Source organism: Streptomyces sp. NBC_00878, from assembly GCF_026341515.1.
Lineage (GTDB): Bacteria > Actinomycetota > Actinomycetes > Streptomycetales > Streptomycetaceae > Streptomyces.
Genome location: NZ_JAPEOK010000001.1, coordinates 4,754,269 through 4,770,687, shown reverse-complemented (window position 1 = coordinate 4,770,687; position 16,419 = coordinate 4,754,269). Strand labels below are relative to the sequence as shown.

The following is a 16,419-nucleotide window of genomic DNA, read 5'->3' as shown; positions in this document are numbered from 1 at the left end:
CTGGTGCACTGAGGTGTGTCGACGCCCAACTGGCGTTGGCAAACGGTTGTTGACCGTTTGAGCCGTGAAGACAGGAGACGGGCGTGAAGCGCAGAGCAGTGGTCATGGGACTCACGGCGGCCGCGGCGGTGCCGACGGTCGGGTTCGCCTCCGGTGCGCGGGCCGCGCAGGCCACGCAGGCTGGGCAGGCTGGGCAGGCTGGGAGCGGGGCTTCTTCGGCGGCCTCGGGCTCCTCCCTGGTCTTCGACCCCGACGCCTACACCGAGCCGGCCATCACCATCAAGGACACCGACGGCGTCTCCCACGAGGTCGTCTACCGCTTCTACAAGGGCGCCTCGTACGTGGCGAAGCCGGTCGACGCGACGTACCAGTCCCTGAACGTCAGCGTCCCGGTGAAGATCGACGGCAAGGTCGTCGACGCCACCGACGCGCCCATCCTCCTCGCCAACGCCATCGGCGGTTACATGCCGTCGTCCGTGGCGAACAACACCGGGATCTCCGGCTCCGGGATGGGCGGCGGGACCAGCCGCCAGGCGCTGGCGCTCGCCGCCGGGTACGTCGTCGTGGAGCCGGGCGCCCGCGGCCGTACCCTCGTCGACTCCGCGGGGACGTACTACGGCACCGCCCCCGCCGCCATCGTGGACCTGAAGGCCGCCGTCCGGTACGTGAAGTTCAACAAGGGCCGCATCCCGGGCAACGTGCGGCGGATCGTCTCCTCCGGCGTCAGCGCCGGCGGGGCCCTGTCCTCACTGCTCGGCGCGTCGGGCGACAGCCCGCTGTACGCCCCGTACCTGAAGGCGATCGGCGCGGCCGACGCGAGCGACGCGATCTTCGCCGTCGGCGCCTGGTGCCCGATCACCGATCTCGAACACTCCGACATGGCGTACGAGTGGTGCTGGGGCGGCAACCCGCTCGCCAGTGGCGCGCAGGTCGACCAGACGATCTCCAAGGAACTGAAGGCCTCGTACGGCGACTACCTGGCCTCCCTCGGGCTGCGCGCGAACGGCTTCGGCAGGCTCACCGCGCGCAACCTCGACGAGTACCTGGTGAAGACCCACCTGGAGCCGTCGGCCACCCGGTACCTCGCCGCGCTGTCGGACGCGGACCGTGCGACCTACCTGGCCGCGAACACGTTCATCACCTGGTCCGGCGGCAAAGCGACCTTCTCCTGGGCCGACTTCCTCACCCACGTGGGCGCCCGGAAGAAGAACGCGCCGTCGTTCGACGGCTTCGACCTGGCCACCGGCGAGAACAACCTGTTCGGGACGGGGACCACGAAGGCACGCCACTTCACGCTCTACAGCCTGCGGCACGAGAACGGCAGCAGCGCGCGTCTCGACGCCGACATCCCCGCGAAGCTCGACCTGATGAACCCGATGTACCACCTCGTCGAGGACGTGAACGGGAACCGGTCGAAGCACTGGTGGATCCGCCTCGGCACCAAGGACACCGACACGTCGCTCTCGGTCGCGGGCAACCTCTCCGCCCGCCTGACGAGCCTGGGCGACGACGTCGACACCGCGTACTACTGGGACGCCGGTCATGGCGCCGACGAGGACCCGGGCGACTTCATCAAGTGGATGGCGGAGGTGTCGGGCTAGGGCCGAGGTGTCAGGCTAGGGCCGAGGCGTCGGGTTAGAGGTTCCAGAGGTTCTAGAGGTTTCCCATCGGCTCGATGTCGACCTTCACCGGGGTGCCCCAGATCCGTAGCACCTCGTAGTCCGTGAACTCGTGCACGAGTCGGTAGGCCATGCTCGGCCGGGGCCCCCGGCGCTGCGCGGCGAGATACAGCTCCGCTTCCTGCTTGTCGCGGCGGGGCGTGCCGCACAGCTGCCAGGTCTGGCCGGTCCACAGCTCGGGGAGCCAGCGCTGCTGGGGCTGGGGCCGGTCGCCCCGTACGCCGTAACGGGACTTCGTACGCTCCACGATCTCGTCCGGGGCGGTCGGACGGCCCTGCGGGAACGAGTCGTTGACCTTCGAACGGCGGGCGAGGCGGCGACGGGTCTCGCAGAGCAGACACAGGTCGGGGGCGTCCTTGTCGACCGGCCCTGTGGGGTGCTCGGGGCAGCGCGTGGTGGGCGCCGCCGTCGTGACGGTCTCCTCCAGCAGGTCAAGGGCGCGCTTCAGATCGGCCTTGACCTCGTGCAGCTTCGCGTCGGGCATCTCGGAGGACAACGCGTCCCCGTGCTCCCCGAGCACGCGCAAGGCGCGGCCCAGAGAGGTCAATTGCGCGTGGTTCACGGTCCTCGTACCCCTTCCTGTTCGGCTTCCCGTTCGGCTTCCGGTTCGGCTTCCGGTTCGGTTACCTGATCTGCTTCCTGATCTGCTTCCTGTCCGGCGTACCTAGACTCCCACGCCCCACTGACAGTCCAGTTCCGCCCGCATCCGCTCGCATACCTCCGCCACCGCTGCCTCGTCCGGTACGACGCCCGCGTCGAACATGGCCATCTGCAGGGCGGGCCCGTGGACCCCGTACCGGTCGATGTCGCTCTTCAGGACGGGCTGCACCACGAAGTGGATGTGGCCCGGGACGGCGCCGGCGTGGGACCAGAGGCAGACGTAGACCTGTTCGGGACGGGTCACCGCCGTGACGGCGGCGGTGACGCGGCGCAGGAGCGGGCCGAGTTCGGCGGATTCGGGCGGCGTCAGGTCGGCCACGTGGAGGACGTGGCGGAGCGGCTTGACGATGAGCGTGCCGAGGCCGAGGGGGCCGACGCAGTGCTCGACGACCCACAGGTCGGTGCGGTGGATCGTCCCGCCCGGGAGGTGTTCGGCGCCGGAGGCGAGTCGGCAGGCCATACAGGTCGTACGGCCGGTTCCCGGCTTCTCGGTCACGGGCGTTGCTCCTTCTGACGGAAGGGAAGCGGGCTCTGACGGCAAGGGAGGGGGCTCCGACGGCAAGGGAGCGCGCTGGTCAGTCGGGCGCCGCCGCCAGTGCCGCTCGCAGGTGGCCGTTGCTTTCCTCCAGGAGGCGGGCCGCGGTCGGGCCGTCCACGTTGCCCAGGATGGTGAGAATGGCGTTCTTGACCTCGCCGTCGGTCTCCGCGAGGGCCGTCTCGATCTCCTCGTCGGAGGCGCCGGTGGCGAGTGCGACGATCCGGCGGGAACGGGCGCGGAGCTTCTCGTTCGAGGCGCGTACGTCGACCATCAGGTTCCCGTACGTCTTGCCCAGGCGGATCATCGTGATCGTCGAGAACATGTTGAGGACGAGTTTCTGGGCCGTGCCGGCCTTCAGGCGGGTGGAGCCCGTGAGCAGTTCCGGGCCCACGACGACCTCGATGCCGTGGTCGGCCGCCGCGGCCAGGGCGCTGTCCGCGTTGCAGGACAGCCCGACCGTGAGGGCGCCGAGCGAGCGGGCGTGCTCCACCGCGCCGATCGCGTACGGGGTGCGGCCGGAGGCGGAGACGCCGACGACCACGTCGTCCGCCGTGAGGTTCAGGGCGGACAGGTCCTCCACGGCCAGTTCCGCCGAGTCCTCCGCGCCCTCGATCGACGTCGTCATCGCGGCCGGACCGCCCGCGACCAGCCCGACGACCTCGGCGGGGTCGGTGTTGAAGGTGGGCGGACACTCGGACGCGTCCAGCACGCCGAGCCGGCCGGCGGTCCCCGCCCCGGCGTAGACGAGCCGCCCGCCCCGGCCCATCCGCTCCGCGATGGCGTCGATCGCCGCCGCGATGCCCGGCAACTGCGGGGCGATCGCGCCCGGCACGGTCGCGTCCTCCCCGTTCATCAGCTTCGCGATGTCCAGCGTGGGCAACTGGTCGATCTCGGACAACTCGGGCCGGAAGGCCTCGGTGGTCAGACTCTCCAACTCGGCCCGCACATCGCGGTGGTCGGAGGGGTGAGAGGAGTGATTCGAGTGCGAGGGGGCGTCGGTGGCATCGGCGCTGGAGGTCATGTGCGACGGCTCTTTCTGGTGCTGGGTGTTCTGGTGCAGAAGTTTCGTTCGCGGGCTTCAGAGTGCCGGGGGCGCCTGGTCTTTGTCTTTTAGGGGCGCGGGGCTGTGACATGTGCGGCTCCGCCGCGATGGGGGTCCCCCCGCTCATGGGGGTCCCCCCGCTCGAGCGAAGCCGAGAGTGGGGGAGAAGCAGAGAGTGGGGGAGCGACCAGCCCCCACGCACCCGCAGCTACCCACCGGCCCGGACTGCGGCTATCGCGTAGCGCTCCGATGGCGATGCGCCAACGCCTCGTACGAAGCCGACAACGCGGGCGCCGCAGTCTCATACGTCCTCTGCGCGACCCCGATGAACAGGCAGTCCACCACCAGCAGTTGACTCGTCCGCGAGGACATCGCCGCGGGCCGCAGCTCGCTCTCCCGAGCCGTGGACGTCGTGAGGATGTGATCCGCGTACTGAGTGACGGGACCGTCCGGACGCCCGGTGATCGCGACCGTCGTGGCCCCGTGCTCGAACGCGACCCGCAACGGCTCGATGACATCCCCCGTCGACCCGGAGTGCGTGATCGAGATCGCCACGTCCTTGGCCCGCAACTGCACGGCGTTGGTCACCGCGAGGTGGGGGTCGCTGTGCGCATGGGCCATGAGCCCGATCCGCAGCAGCTTCTGCACGAGGTCCTGGGCGACGAGCCCGGACGCCCCGACGCCGTACACGTCGATACGGCGGGCTGCCGCGAGGGCGCCGACCGCCGCACCGAGCTGGACCATGTCCAGTCCGGCCGCCGTGTCGGCGAGCGTCTGCTGTTCGTCGTACGCGAGCTTGGCGACGACGTCAGCGAGCGGGTCGTCGACCGCGATGTCGGCCGTCATGGCGGGCGCGCGGCCCGACTGCTGCTGGGCGGCGAGTCCGGCGAGGGCCAGACGCAGGTCGCGGTAGCCGGGGTAGCCGAGGAGACGGGCCGTACGGACGACCGTGGCCTCGCTGGTGCCGGTCAGTTCCGCGAGGCCGGTGACCGTGAGGGCCGCGCAGCCCGCGGGGTCGCCGGCCACGGCCTCGGCGACGCGCTGCATGGAACGGGTCATCGACGGGGCGAGGGTGCGGACCTTGGCGGCCAGGGCCGCCGGCGCCGGCGGGGTTTCGCCCGCGAAAATTTCCTTCACTTCGTGGGTCACATATGAAAGATATTTTCGCCGCGGGGGAGGGGTCAAGGGCGAGGTGGTGTGCGGCCCGGTCGTGTCCGCGGGCCGGTGCGAGCCGGTCACGCCCCCTGCGGCGCAGCCGCACAGCTCGCTGCCCCGCGCCCCTTACGGGGCCCGGCCCCGCCACGTTCGGGTGACGCACAATGGACGTATGGATTCTCCGCCCTCTCCTCATCCCATCAGCCCCTTGGAGCAGGCGCTGCACGCGGCGCGGGCGCTCGTGCTCGCCGATCTCGCCGCGGGGGAGGTCGCCGAGCCGGACGTCGTCTCGCTCGTCGAGGAGTCGGTGGTGCAGCGGCGGTGGTGGGTGGAACAGTGGCCGGAGGGCGTCGACTACGTGGCGGGGCTCGTCGCCCAGGACGTACAGGACGCGCTGCTGGAGCGGTACGGGCGGTGGCCGTTGTGCCCCGTCTGCGGTGCCGGTGATCCCCATGCCCTGGAAGTGGAACCGGAGTTGGGGCCCGACCCGCACTGGGTGTGCCACCAGGCGGGGGTGAAGGTCTCGGCGGTGGGCGCGCTCGGCGCGACGGGCGGAGGCACCGGGAACGGCACCGGGAACGGCACCGGGAACGGGAGAGGCACCGGGGGCGGGAACGAGGACGGGAACGGCGGGGGGACGGTATCCCCGTGACGGTCTACATCGATCCCCCGGACTGGCCGGGGCACGGCCGCCTGTGGTCCCACCTCGTCAGCGATGTCTCGTACGACGAACTCCACGACTTCGCCCGCCGGTTGGGCGCCCCGGCCCGGGCCTTCGAACGCGATCACTACGACATTCCCTCGCACCGGTACGAGGACGCGGTGGCGGCCGGAGCGGTGCAGATCGGGTCGAAGGAGCTGGTGCGGCGGCTCACGCAGGCGGGGCTGCGGCGGCCGAAGCATCGGCGGGTTCAGGGTGGGGCTGGGTGAACCAGGTCTCCAGTTCGTGGCGGATGCCCATCGCCGTCGCCGTCGAGGCGACCTCGCGGCGCAGCGCGTTGGCGACCTTGCGCCGGGACCAGGGCTGTACGCCGGGCGGCGCCGCCATGCTGTCCCGGTCGATCCCTTCACGGCAGGCGTCGACCAGGAAGACGACATGGCCTGCGGGGGAGTCCTCCAGCTCCTGCTCCCAGCCGATCTCGATGCAGCTGTCGGCGAACACCTGGACGTCGAAGGTGGCGTCCTCCGGGATCAGATAGTCCTTGCCCTCGAAGTGCTGCCCATGCCCGCTGAGCAGCACGAACAGGGTGTCTCCCGGCCCGGCCCCGCGCAGGAAGCCGCGGATCCGGCCGTTCACGGTGTTCGGGGTGATCCCGCGTTTGCTCTCGACGATCTCGGCGGACTGGAAACCGCGGTTGAGCAGGATGTCCCGGACGCGCTGGAGATCGTCGCGGACGAAGGGCAGATCCTGGATGCGCGGATCGTCGTACTCGGGATCAGGGGCGTAGCTCGTATGCGTACTGTTCCGAGTCCGGGCCCTCAATGTGTTCCGTGGTTACTTGGGTGAAGCCCGCGCGGGTCAGGACGTCCTGGGAAGGGGAGTTGGCGCGGTCCACCGTGGCGAACAGGGACGTGACGCCGTCGCGGGAGAGGGCCCAGGCGGCCAGAGCGCGCAGGGCTTCGGTGGCGTAGCCGTGGCCGCGGGCCGACTCGACCAGGTCGTAGCCGACCTCGACGCGGCCGTCCTCGTCCGGGGCACCGTGGAAGCCCATGCCGCCGACCGCCCGGCCGTCCGCACGGCGTACGAGGACGAAGACGCCCCACTCCGGTCGGTGCACCCCGGCCTCGTACGCCTTCGTCAGCATCCCGGCGGCGTCCCGCGTGCCCTCGAAGGGGCCGCCCTCGATCCACTCGAAGCCGCCGGTGCCGCCCGCGCGCAGGTCGGCGGCGGCAGCGGGGGTGACGCCCTGGAGGGTGAGGCGGTCGGCGGGGACGACGAGGTTGTTGCTCCAGCGCCAGCCGGTGAGGGGCGCGCGGCCGGGCAGATCGCCGCGGCCTGTGGCCCACAGGAGGATCCGCCAGGGGGCCGAGCCCGGGTCGGGCCGGACCTGCGGGAAGATCCGCGTCAGTACGTCCTCGCAGAGCGCGCCCGGGGGCTCGTACGCCAGGCCGAGACCCTCGGCGATGTCGTACGTGTGCACCAGCACCTCGGTGACGCCCATCGCGGCGAAGCCCTCACGGTTCGCGCTGCGGAAGGGGTACGGGTGGAAGGCCCGGGCCTCGCGCGGGGCGGCGCGGATGGCGGCGGTGAGCAGGGCGCCGGTCGCCTCGACGACCTGGAGGATGTCCTCGGCGCTCTCGCACTCCTCGAAGGTGATGTCGAAGGGTACGTAGCGGTCGGCGGGGAGGCCCGCGAGCTGGCCCGCGTACCCGATGAGGGCAGCCGCGAGGTGCTCCCCGGTCTCGCGGCAACTCCAGTCGAGGCGGCCCGCCTTGACGCTCCAGTCCCGGTCGGCCGCCTGCCGGAGCGTTGCCACCGCGCCTGCGACGGCTTCTTCTATCTGGTCCCCGCCCATGTCCCGCATGGCGGTGAGGATAGGTGATCTGTTCGCTGAACGAGAGTGATTAATTGGCTGGTTGGGCGGCGGGCCGGGTTGCTGAGGTCAGGTCGGGCTGCCGAACCAGTCCTCGGCGTCGTGGCGGAAGCCGATTCTTGTCGCCATCGCGGCCACCTCCCAGAAGGGCCGCCGCACCATGATCGCCGCGGAGGCGATCTCGGCGAGGTGGATGTGTTGGCCCTTGCCGTTGGGGCGGCGGAGGCGGGTCAGGGTCTCGGGTTTCTCGAAGCAGCGGATCAGGGTTTGGTCGTGGGCGGGGTCATCCGGGAGCCGACTTGGAATGTCGATGTCCTCGGGTCCGAGTTCGGTCAGGAGCCTGCTTTTGAGCTCTTCGGCCGAGCCGTTGGCGATCGCGGCCGCGACTCTCAGGTACGTCGGGTTGGCGACGGCCCGCAGGTGCTGACGGCTCAACGCCCCTCCTCGGACGTACCGGGGGATTTCGCGCGACGGCGAATCTTTGGCGGCGTCGTCGACCACGTAGCCGAAGTCGGCGAGCACCGAGCGGATCTCGTTGTCGCTCGCGCCCGGCGAACGGTATCGGTTGCGCGTCACGTCGGCGGCGCTCACCGTGCGACGCCGGCCGACTGGCCACTGGGAGGCCACCCAGGAGTGCAGCTCGGTCAGCACCACGAGGCTGTCGGCCTCGGGCACGGTGAAGCCAAGCTCGGCCAGGCGCGTCGCGACGGTCTGCGGTTCCTTTCCCCCTTGTGCGCTCACGTACAGGAGCTGCCCACGGGTAACGGTCGCCGCCTGCGTCGACGAGGCAGCCACGGCGTCGGGATGACCGAGCAATGCCCGGATGGTCCGGCGGTCCTCGATGTCCAGACTGGAGGGACTGACGAGGCGGTCGGAGAACCGGTCGGGAAGCGTGTAGCCGAGCTCAGCGAGCCGCCGGGCCGCCTTAGCGGGATCCCGCTGGACGTACAGATAAGCGAGATGCACACACGAATAGGCGGGGAGAAGATCCTCGGGCGCCAGTTCGCGAACTCGTGCCTGCCCGGCGTCGAAGGAGTTCCACGAGCGGCGCTCCACCCGGTCCCCCACATTCCGGATCAACAGCAGCGGCAAGTCGTCGGCGGTCAAGGCGGAGAGTGCGCCGAGCGGAGCCACGTCGTAGCCCAACTCCACCAGTCGCCGGGCGATTTGACCGGCGGTGAACTGCGTACCGTACGTGGCGGTGGCCGCTTCCTCCGGTGACACGGGGGACTGGGCCGGTCGCCAGGGAAAGAGCTTCCTCAGCAGACTCGCGTCGTTCAGGTCGCGCTCGTTGGACAACGACGACCTGACGAGGAGAGAGGGTGTCTGATGCCCCCCTCGGACCCGGGCGAAGCTCTCGCTGATCTCGGCAACGAACCGGGCCCACTCCTGGTTCGTGGGACCTCCGATCGCGCAGAGCAGGTCCAGGTCGGACGGTCGGGCGGCCGGTACGAATTCCTGTGGCAGGTCCGTGTGCAGGGCGCGCAGCCGCCAGCGGAGCACTGGTTCCGGCATGCAGAGGACCAGCAGGGCGGCTACGGCATCGTGGTGGGAGACGGGCCAGGGATAGGTGCCGGTGACGGCCGGGAGGAGCAGCAGGTCAGGTGGGAAGAACCCGGTTCGGCCGATGTCGAGCGTCCAGTCGTACGTCTTCCAGGAGACACCCTTGTCCGCCGCGCGGACCGCGATCGCCTCGGCGAGTACGGGATCGTCCTTGTGCAGGGAGAGCAGCCAGGACGGGGAGGGAATGCCGGGTGTCTCCAGAAGGTCGTCGATACCCGTGAGGGACCGCTCGCGCACCAGCAGTTCGTCATGCCACTGGATCTTCTTGCGGTCGACGGACAGGGTCGCCTGGCCCGCTCCGTGCAGATTGGCGACCCTCCCGAACAGCCCCGTGTCGATGGCGATTCCGTCCACGAGCACCGAGCCCCTGCCGTCCGTCCACCACAGGCCGTACTGTCCGGAAGGCGCTGCGGTCGAGGGCCGCTCTTGGCTCGGGAAGGACCGGTAGCTGCCAAATAGTTGTTCGTTGCCCTCCGCGTACCACGTGTAGGGGCTGGCATCGGAAGACAGACCGAAAGGGTCGCGGGAGTCGATCTCGGGGGCCCGGTATACCTGTCCGCGGCGTGGGGCATTTGGATCGGTCACCAATTTCCCGGGCTCCCACAGTCGGGCCTTCTCCCCTTTACCGGCCCGCACTTCGTACGGTGACACCCAAAGGCACTTCCCCAGCTCTTCCCCGCTGGACGGGATGTTCCGCCCGGGCGCCCCGATGAGCCGCACGGCGGTCCCGGCTTCCTTCCCGGGCCCCAGGTCCTCCACCCGGAACAGGTTTCCAGGCCCCGCGATCGTCACCTTGAGCAGGTGCCCCGGTCGACCCGTCCGGTCCAACCGGCAGGTCAGTACGGACAGTTCGTCCGCGATCATGAAGTAGCTGAGCACCCCGAGCCCGAAGCGGCTCACCGGGTGCATCTCCACCGGCGGGTCGAGGGCCGCCCACAGCGCGCCCTCCTCCAGGTACTCGGGCAGGTCGACGAAGCGGGACCCGCCCCGGGAGAAGGCGCGGCTCAGTTCCGTGACGCCCATGCCGACGCCGTTGTCCGCGCACTCCAGATAGGGGCGGCCGTGTTCGTCCGTCCCCTCAGTGAAGAGGACCTTTCCCTGCCACGGCGGGGCGTGTACTCCCGTACGCCGCAGGTACTCCGTACGAGCCGTGCGGTAGCGCAGCGCGTCCAGTGCGTTCTGGTACAGCTCGCGGATGGCCAACGCCCGGTCGCCGTAGAGCTGTTCGCCCATCAGGAGTTCCTGGACGCGGTCGTCGGCGAGGCGGAACCGGATGCCGGTGGAGAGCTTGGCCGGGGTGGCGCCGCTGGCCTTCACCTGCTGGCCGTCGGCGTAGGCGGGCAGCGAGTTCAGCGGGGTGAGGGAACTGCCCTTCTTCGCCGACTCCTTGTTGATGTCGCGCAGCAGGGTGTCGACCGTCTCGGCGTGCCGTTTGAGGGCCAGTTCCACGGCGGGGTGCTCGCACAGCGCGCTCAGCGAACGTCCCGTGCCGGAGGCCAGCCAGTGCGACTGGCGGAGCGTGGCGTGCAGCGCGTCGAGGGAGACGCTGTCCGAGATGCCGAGGTGCTCGACCAGGACCTCGGGGAGGTCGGCGGGGTCGATCGCGAAGGCGTGGGCCGCCTTGAGGAGGGCGGAGACCAGCCGTTCACGGACCGTGTGTTCGTGCGGGGTGCTGGGTGCGACCTGGCGTTCCTCCCCGAGGGCCGTGCTGCGGGTGGTGCCGGGTGCTGCGGCGGGCGCGATGCGCTGCTCCTTGACGTACCGGAGCAGCCGGGCGGTCGAGAGCTCCGTACGAATCCAGCCCGCTCCGGCCGGGACGTCGGCGGCGTCACAGGCGACGAGGTCGGACGTAAAGGCCTCCGGGTGCTGGACGAGCCACCGGTGCACACCCCACCAGCGGATGTCCCGCACGGCTGTCCCGGACAGTGACGGGGGTTGGGAGGGGAGTTGGGACGAGGGCTGGGAGGGGGCCTGGGACGGAGGATCGGACTCGGACTTGGCCCCGGCCCCGGAATTCGGCTCGGCCTCGGACTCGCCCAAGGTGCGCAATCGCCGGCGCAGGCGCGGAAAGGCCTGCAGAAACGTGCTCAGTTCGTCCTCGGGCAGCTTCCGGCGGGCCGCGTGCCGTGCCCAGTGGGCCTGGGCCGCGAAGGGCAGGACGGTCAGCAGGGCCGCCTCGGTCGGTGAGAGCCGGGTTCCCTCGGCGAGCCGCAGCAGCAGGAAACCGACCCGTTCCGTGGTGCGTTCCGCCAACTCCCGGTCGTACCAGGGATCTTGGGCGAGTACGGTCTCGGCCTCGGCGCAGGCGCGGGCGAACCGTCCGGCGAGCCGGCCGCAGACGTCCTTGAGGGCCTCGACGTCCGTTTCCCCGGTGAGTTTCCAGGCCAGGTGTCCGGCCACCGCCTCGGTCCAGGTCCGTTCCGTGCCCCGGGCGACCTCGTCCTGCTCCAGCAGCGGGAACAGGACGAAATCGGCGTGGTCGTCCTCGGTGAGGACGCGGATCGTCTGGGCGGCACCCGGTTTGCCGTACGCGGTGTGCAGCGCGTCGATACGTTGCTGGGCCACGGGCCTGAACTCCCGCAGACTGCTCACCTGGGCCGGGCCGCCGAGCAGCTCCGTGACGGTCCGGGAGAAGAGGCTGAAGGACTCGCCGGGCTCGGTGCCCACGTCGTGGCCGTCCCGCACGGTGTCCTTCTCCCGCACGAAGCGGGCCACCTGCGCCTTCGAGCACGCGTAGACGTACGCGACCTTGCGCCGCAGGGTGGCGGCCACCTTGCGGTTCGTCCACGCGGCGGTGCCCATCGCGTCGCCCATGGTGTCGCGCTGGATGCCCTCGCGGCAGGCGTCGATCAGGAAGACGATCTGGGCGGCCGGGCTGCTCTCCAGTTCGTCCTGCCAGTCGATCTTCACGCAGCCGTCGGTGAACGCGGCGAGTTCCGGGCGGATGTCCTCGGGGACGAGATAGTCCTTGCCCGCCGAGTGCACGCCGTGCCCGCTGAGCACGATGAGCAGCCGGTCACCGGGTTCGGCGCCGGCGAGGAAACCGGCCACCTCGCCGTTGATCACGTTCGGGGTGAACCACGGGGCGCGCGCGAGGCGCACCTGGTGGAAACCGCGCGCTGTGAGGGCGGCGGCCATCCGCTCCAGGTCCTGCGGCACGAACGGAAGCGCGCTGATGCCGGGAGCTTCGTACTGGGCGACCCCGATGAGCAGGGCCCTGTGACGGGACAATCGGGCACCGGCCTCAGGAGGGGCGCTTGAAGACGAGCGTCAGTCCTCGCGTGCCCTGCATCTGACCGGTGCCGATGAGCTGGACGCCGCCGCTCGCGGTCACCTGGAAGGACAGCTGGGCCTCGGCGAGGGGGAGCGTGCCGCCCCGGGCCTCGGCGTCGGCGAACAGCTGCTGCAGCGCGTCGACGGTCTCGGCGAGGTTCTTGCGCAGCGGGCCGAGGGGAACGGCGCGCAGGGCCGGTTCGCTGCTCCGCCCGAACATTCCCATCGCGTCGTCGTCGCCGTCCTCCGAGACGGTGACCCAGAACGGCAGGGTCTGGTCGGAGAGCTCGTTCGTGTCGTCCATTTCTGGTCCTTCCCCCGGGTGCGGCTGGCCCAACCTTAGGGTGCGGAAGGACAGTTGAGGAGCCGTTTGAGGGGGTACGGGCGGGTCGGGGACGAGGTGGCCGGCCGAACCGGGTTCAGCTGCCGAATCAGCCCGCGAATCAGCTGCCGAACCAGCTGACGATCAGCTGCCGAGGAGGTCCAGCTCGCCACGGATGTTCCAGCGGGCCGTGGTCTCCCATTCCCTTGCTCCGTACGGCGTATGGAAGAGGCGGGGCAGCTCCAGCAGTTGGCGCAGGATTGCCGCGCGGCCCTCCCGGAAGGCCTCCGGCGGGACGAAGGCGTACTCCTCGCGGACGGCGGCCGTGTAGGCGGCGTACGCGGCCGGGGGCGCCGCCAGGATGGCGAGGTCGGCGTCGCAGAGGACCTGGCCGTTGCGGTCGTCGTCGGCCGGGGCGTGGGTGACGGTGAGGCGGACCAGGCGGGCGACTTCCGCCGTGGCGGCCTCGGAGACGCCGGCCTCGGGGAGCGCACGCTCGGCGAGCCGGGCCGACCGCTCCTCGTTCTCGGAACGGTCGGGGAGATAGACCGCGTCGTGGAACCACGCGGCCAGCCGGACGAGATCCGCGTCGGCCGTGTATTTCTCGGCCCCCTCGGTTCTCTCGGTTGTCTCGGTTCTCTCGTAGGTCTCCAGTACGTCGATGTGGTCCAGGACCGCCGTCAGGTGGGCGAGCGTGTGGTAGCGGCGCTGCGGCTCCGACCAGCGGGCGAGGAGGTTGTCGGCGTAGGGGACGGGGTCCGGCCGGGAGTCTGTCCGGGAGTCCCGCCGGGAGCCGGTCCGGGCCCCTTCCAGGGCGCGGACCCAGCGGGCGCGCAGGGCGTCGAGCGCGTCGGGGTCGGGGAGGGCGCCGCGTGCGTCAGGGGCGGGGAGAGCGCCGCGCGCGCCGGGGGCATCGAAGGCGTCGGGGTCGGGCATGGGCGTCATTCTCCCGGTGGTGCCTTCTCCTCGCACGGTGGTGTCAGTCGGCGGTCGCGTTCGCCGGTTTGTCGCGGCAGGAAAGGGCCTCGATGTCGGCGGTGGTCGGCTGGGCCTCGTCCCGTTCGGCCTTGGGGACCTCGGGCAGGTTGAGCGCGAAGTCGCGTGCCCAGTCGTTGCCGGTCACGTACTTCTTGAGGGCGTCGCGGAGCTTCTCGCAGTCCTTGCGATGGCCCTTGGCCATGGCGATGCCGTAGTCGTTGGGCGTGCCGAACTTGATGCCCGGTACGACCTTGAGGCCGGGCTCCGCCGCCATGAACCCGAAGAGGATCAACCGGTCGGTGGAGACGGCGTCCACTTCCCCCTCCCGCAGCGCCTTGACGCAGTAGTTGGCGTCCGTCTCCGTGCGGACGCTGATTCCGTCGTACGCCTCGCTCTTCAGCTCGTCGGCGGACGTCGTGCTCTCCCAGACGCAGACCTGCTTGCCCTTGAGGTCGCTGAGGTTGCCGTAGCGGCCGTAGTCCGCCGCCCGTACGAGGATGCCCTGGTGGGTGGACGCGTACGGGCCCGCGAAGTCGAGGTCCTTGCCCCCCTCGTCCTCGGGTTTCATCCGGTCCGCCGTGATGGAGAACGTGGCTGCCACCAGCTCCAGGTCCCCGCTCCGGAGATCTACGTCGCGGTTCTTGGACAGCACGCCCTCGAAGTCCGGTTCGTCGATGCCCATGGTTCTCAGCAGCTCCCGGACCACGGTGATGTCGAAGCCGTTGTACTCGCCGTCGTGCGGCGAGAAGCTGGTGCCGGGCTGGTCGCTCTTCGCGCCGACCTCGACCCTTCCGTCGTCGGTGATCGACGACGGTGACGAGGAACAGCCCGTCGCCAGCACGAGCAGCACGGCCGCCGCGATCGCCGCGGTGGCGGTCGGCCGCGGACCCGGTGCTCCGGCGCGTACTCGATTTCCCGATTCGCTTCTGCCCACGCGCTCTGTACTCCTGCCCGTTCTCTGCCAGTTGTCAGTTGCCTGTCAGTTGCCGAGGTTTTCCGTTGCCACAGTGGTGAGTTGTCGGCCGTTGAGTTGTCAGCGTTGAGTTGTGAGCCGTTGAGTTGTGAGTCGTTGAATGTCAGCCGTGGAGCGTCCCCAACGCCTTCTCCAGGCGCATGCGGCAGCGCGAGTTCGCGTCCGTGGTCACGGTGAGGAGGAACTGGACCGTGTCCTGTCTGCCGCCGAGGTCGAAGTCGACGGTGCTGTCGGCCGCCACCTTGTGCTCCGGTGTGACGTTCTGTGTGACCGGCTCGATCGTGGCCTTGGTCTTGTGCACGCAGGTACCGGTGGCCGAGTCGTCGTCCACGATCGACAGCGCGAGCCGGAGCCGTTTGCGGGGATGCTCCGGAGCGGCCATTTCGAGGGTGAGGAGCGCGGGGTTCGAGCCGGTCAGCAGCCGGTCGCCCTTGACGCTGATCTGGGCGGGGATCTCGCCGGTGTCGACGACATCGAGGAAGACCACCAGCCCGGCGACGCAGGACAGGACGGACACGGCGGCCAGAGCGGGGAGCGCCGCGACCCGCAGGGCGCGCACCCAGCCCTTCATCACCCAGGGCACGGCCTTTCGTTCCGAGCCCGCACCCGCACCCGCACCCGTACTCGCACCGATGCCTGTGCCCGTGCCCGTGCCCGTGCCCGAGCCCGTGCTCACGATCACGAACGCGACGGCGGCGGAGAACGCGGCGCCGCAGCACACGTAGAACCCGATGTACTGAGTCCACGGGCCGTCCGGCCACAACGCGAGCGCCCCGACGAGCATGATGAGTTCGACGACGAGGAGCAGCGCGCCGAGGTTGACGCGCCGGACCTTCCCGCCGATGACGATCTTCTCGAACCTGCCGCCCTGGAAGACGGGGCCGCGCACCTTTCCGCCCAGGTCGTTGCGGACGCCTCCGCTCTCGGACTCCATCCCGTTCCCCCGATATGTCCCGCTCACGCATTTCGTGTACATGCCAGTGAAGTCGTCAAGTTCCCGATGGTAAGCGGTTGTTGACGATGCGGGGGAGGGGGTGGAAGTGGAGGAGGGGTGAAGCGGGGCCGATCGGGGAGCGGGCTGGGTTCGGCCCCCGAGGCGAACAGCGCGCATCGGCGGGCCCCGGCACTCCGGGGCCCGCCGACAGTCATCCGGTCATCCGGTCATCCGCGGATCAGGAGGTCGGCGGTTCGGCGGATCGGCAGCTCAGCAGGAAGCCTCCCAGCGGTGGGAGCGGAACCTGACGTTGAGGTTTGCCCAGTAGTCGCCGTTCTGCGCGATGCAGTAGCCGGAACCGGTGTAGTTGGCGCCGGTGTAGAGGACGACGTAGCCGTACGCGGACGACGTGCCACGGTTGTAGGCCGACCCGACGTTCTGCGTGTCGGACCACGAACACTGGACGGAACCGCTGTACCAGTCCGGGTCGGCGTTGCTCCACGAGCACCTGCTGCCCGTGCCGTAGGCGCCGGTGTAGATGCATACATTGCCGCTGCTGCACTCCCACGCCTGCGCCGTGGCACTCGCGGAACTGGGTGCGATCAGGCCCAGGGCGGCCGTGGCGAAGGTGAGTGACGCGGCGACGAGGGCCCTGCGGCCTCGGCGTGGTGTGCGGCTGGACTTCCGGTCGTGCTCCTGCTCGTACGAGGACATCCCGTGCCCTTTCTGGTGTGAATGGTGCCAACGGGCCTACAGCTGGCGGGAATT

Annotated in this window: 15 protein-coding genes; 3 read left to right on the top strand and 12 right to left on the bottom strand. The window is 70.1% G+C overall.

Features of this window, described 5'->3' with window-relative positions; translation table 11 throughout:
- The first annotated feature begins 83 nt into the window (after nt 1-83).
- Nucleotides 84-1,601, top strand: coding sequence for a subtype B tannase (locus OHA11_RS20065; RefSeq protein WP_266498269.1), 1,518 nt, complete (start codon nt 84-86; stop codon nt 1,599-1,601).
- Nucleotides 1,602-1,653: 52 nt separating this feature from the next.
- On the opposite strand, the gene OHA11_RS20060 is transcribed toward OHA11_RS20065, so the two are convergent.
- The 4 genes from OHA11_RS20060 to OHA11_RS20045 form a co-directional block, all read right to left on the bottom strand.
- Complete coding sequence (locus OHA11_RS20060; RefSeq protein WP_266498267.1) at nt 1,654-2,241, bottom strand: hypothetical protein; 588 nt, start codon at nt 2,239-2,241, stop codon at nt 1,654-1,656.
- Between the two features lie 102 nt (nt 2,242-2,343).
- Nucleotides 2,344-2,835: an HIT family protein gene (locus OHA11_RS20055; protein WP_266498265.1), complete on the bottom strand. Its 492-nt coding sequence runs from the start codon at nt 2,833-2,835 to the stop codon at nt 2,344-2,346.
- A 79-nt stretch (nt 2,836-2,914) separates the two neighbouring features.
- Nucleotides 2,915-3,898: an N-acetylmuramic acid 6-phosphate etherase gene (gene murQ, locus OHA11_RS20050; protein WP_266498262.1), complete on the bottom strand. Its 984-nt coding sequence runs from the start codon at nt 3,896-3,898 to the stop codon at nt 2,915-2,917.
- 252 nt (nt 3,899-4,150) lie between these two features.
- Nucleotides 4,151-5,068, bottom strand: coding sequence for a MurR/RpiR family transcriptional regulator (locus OHA11_RS20045; protein WP_266498261.1), 918 nt, complete (start codon nt 5,066-5,068; stop codon nt 4,151-4,153).
- Nucleotides 5,069-5,246: 178 nt separating this feature from the next.
- Here OHA11_RS20045 and OHA11_RS20040 point away from each other — a divergent pair, with 178 nt between their 5' ends.
- Nucleotides 5,247-5,726, top strand: a complete 480-nt coding sequence (locus tag OHA11_RS20040; RefSeq protein ID WP_266498259.1) for a hypothetical protein — start codon at nt 5,247-5,249, stop codon at nt 5,724-5,726.
- Nucleotides 5,723-6,004, top strand: coding sequence for a DUF4031 domain-containing protein (locus tag OHA11_RS20035; RefSeq protein ID WP_266498257.1), 282 nt, complete (start codon nt 5,723-5,725; stop codon nt 6,002-6,004). Before OHA11_RS20040 ends, OHA11_RS20035 begins: the two co-directional genes overlap by 4 nt.
- Here the strand turns inward: OHA11_RS20035 and OHA11_RS20030 are convergent.
- The 8 genes from OHA11_RS20030 to OHA11_RS19995 all read right to left on the bottom strand — a co-directional run bounded on the left by OHA11_RS20030 (nt 5,946) and on the right by OHA11_RS19995 (nt 16,365).
- A complete protein-coding gene (locus tag OHA11_RS20030; protein ID WP_266498244.1) occupies nt 5,946-6,557 on the bottom strand; it encodes a caspase family protein in 612 nt (203 codons plus the stop codon). The two genes, OHA11_RS20035 and OHA11_RS20030, sit on opposite strands and share 59 nt — an antisense overlap.
- Nucleotides 6,511-7,599, bottom strand: a complete 1,089-nt coding sequence (locus OHA11_RS20025; protein WP_266498243.1) for a GNAT family N-acetyltransferase — start codon at nt 7,597-7,599, stop codon at nt 6,511-6,513. The genes OHA11_RS20030 and OHA11_RS20025 overlap by 47 nt, the downstream gene beginning before the upstream one ends.
- A 78-nt stretch (nt 7,600-7,677) precedes the next feature.
- Nucleotides 7,678-12,402 (bottom strand): caspase family protein, encoded by a 4,725-nt coding sequence (locus OHA11_RS20020; protein WP_266498241.1) that lies wholly within the window; start codon nt 12,400-12,402, stop codon nt 7,678-7,680.
- A 13-nt stretch (nt 12,403-12,415) separates the two neighbouring features.
- Nucleotides 12,416-12,748, bottom strand: coding sequence for a hypothetical protein (locus OHA11_RS20015; RefSeq protein WP_266498239.1), 333 nt, complete (start codon nt 12,746-12,748; stop codon nt 12,416-12,418).
- A 162-nt stretch (nt 12,749-12,910) separates the two neighbouring features.
- Complete coding sequence (locus OHA11_RS20010) at nt 12,911-13,702, bottom strand: hypothetical protein (RefSeq protein ID WP_266498237.1); 792 nt, start codon at nt 13,700-13,702, stop codon at nt 12,911-12,913.
- 43 nt (nt 13,703-13,745) lie between these two features.
- A complete protein-coding gene (locus tag OHA11_RS20005; protein WP_266498235.1) occupies nt 13,746-14,678 on the bottom strand; it encodes a transporter substrate-binding domain-containing protein in 933 nt (310 codons plus the stop codon).
- A gap of 142 nt (nt 14,679-14,820) precedes the next feature.
- Nucleotides 14,821-15,678 carry a hypothetical protein gene (locus OHA11_RS20000; RefSeq protein WP_266498233.1) on the bottom strand — a complete coding sequence of 286 codons (858 nt, stop codon included), beginning with the start codon at nt 15,676-15,678 and terminating at the stop codon, nt 14,821-14,823.
- 243 nt (nt 15,679-15,921) lie between these two features.
- Complete coding sequence (locus OHA11_RS19995; RefSeq protein WP_266498231.1) at nt 15,922-16,365, bottom strand: peptidase inhibitor family I36 protein; 444 nt, start codon at nt 16,363-16,365, stop codon at nt 15,922-15,924.
- Nucleotides 16,366-16,419: the final 54 nt, after the last annotated feature.

Coding starts and splice junctions, on each gene's coding strand:
- murQ (WP_266498262.1), bottom strand. CDS start 3,898: ATGACCTCCAGCGCCGATGCCACCGACGCCCCCTCGCACTCGAATCAC.
- OHA11_RS20040 (WP_266498259.1), top strand. CDS start 5,247: ATGGATTCTCCGCCCTCTCCTCATCCCATCAGCCCCTTGGAGCAGGCG.
- OHA11_RS20025 (WP_266498243.1), bottom strand. CDS start 7,599: ATGCGGGACATGGGCGGGGACCAGATAGAAGAAGCCGTCGCAGGCGCG.
- OHA11_RS20015 (WP_266498239.1), bottom strand. CDS start 12,748: ATGGACGACACGAACGAGCTCTCCGACCAGACCCTGCCGTTCTGGGTC.
- OHA11_RS20010 (WP_266498237.1), bottom strand. CDS start 13,702: ATGCCCGACCCCGACGCCTTCGATGCCCCCGGCGCGCGCGGCGCTCTC.
- OHA11_RS19995 (WP_266498231.1), bottom strand. CDS start 16,365: ATGTCCTCGTACGAGCAGGAGCACGACCGGAAGTCCAGCCGCACACCA.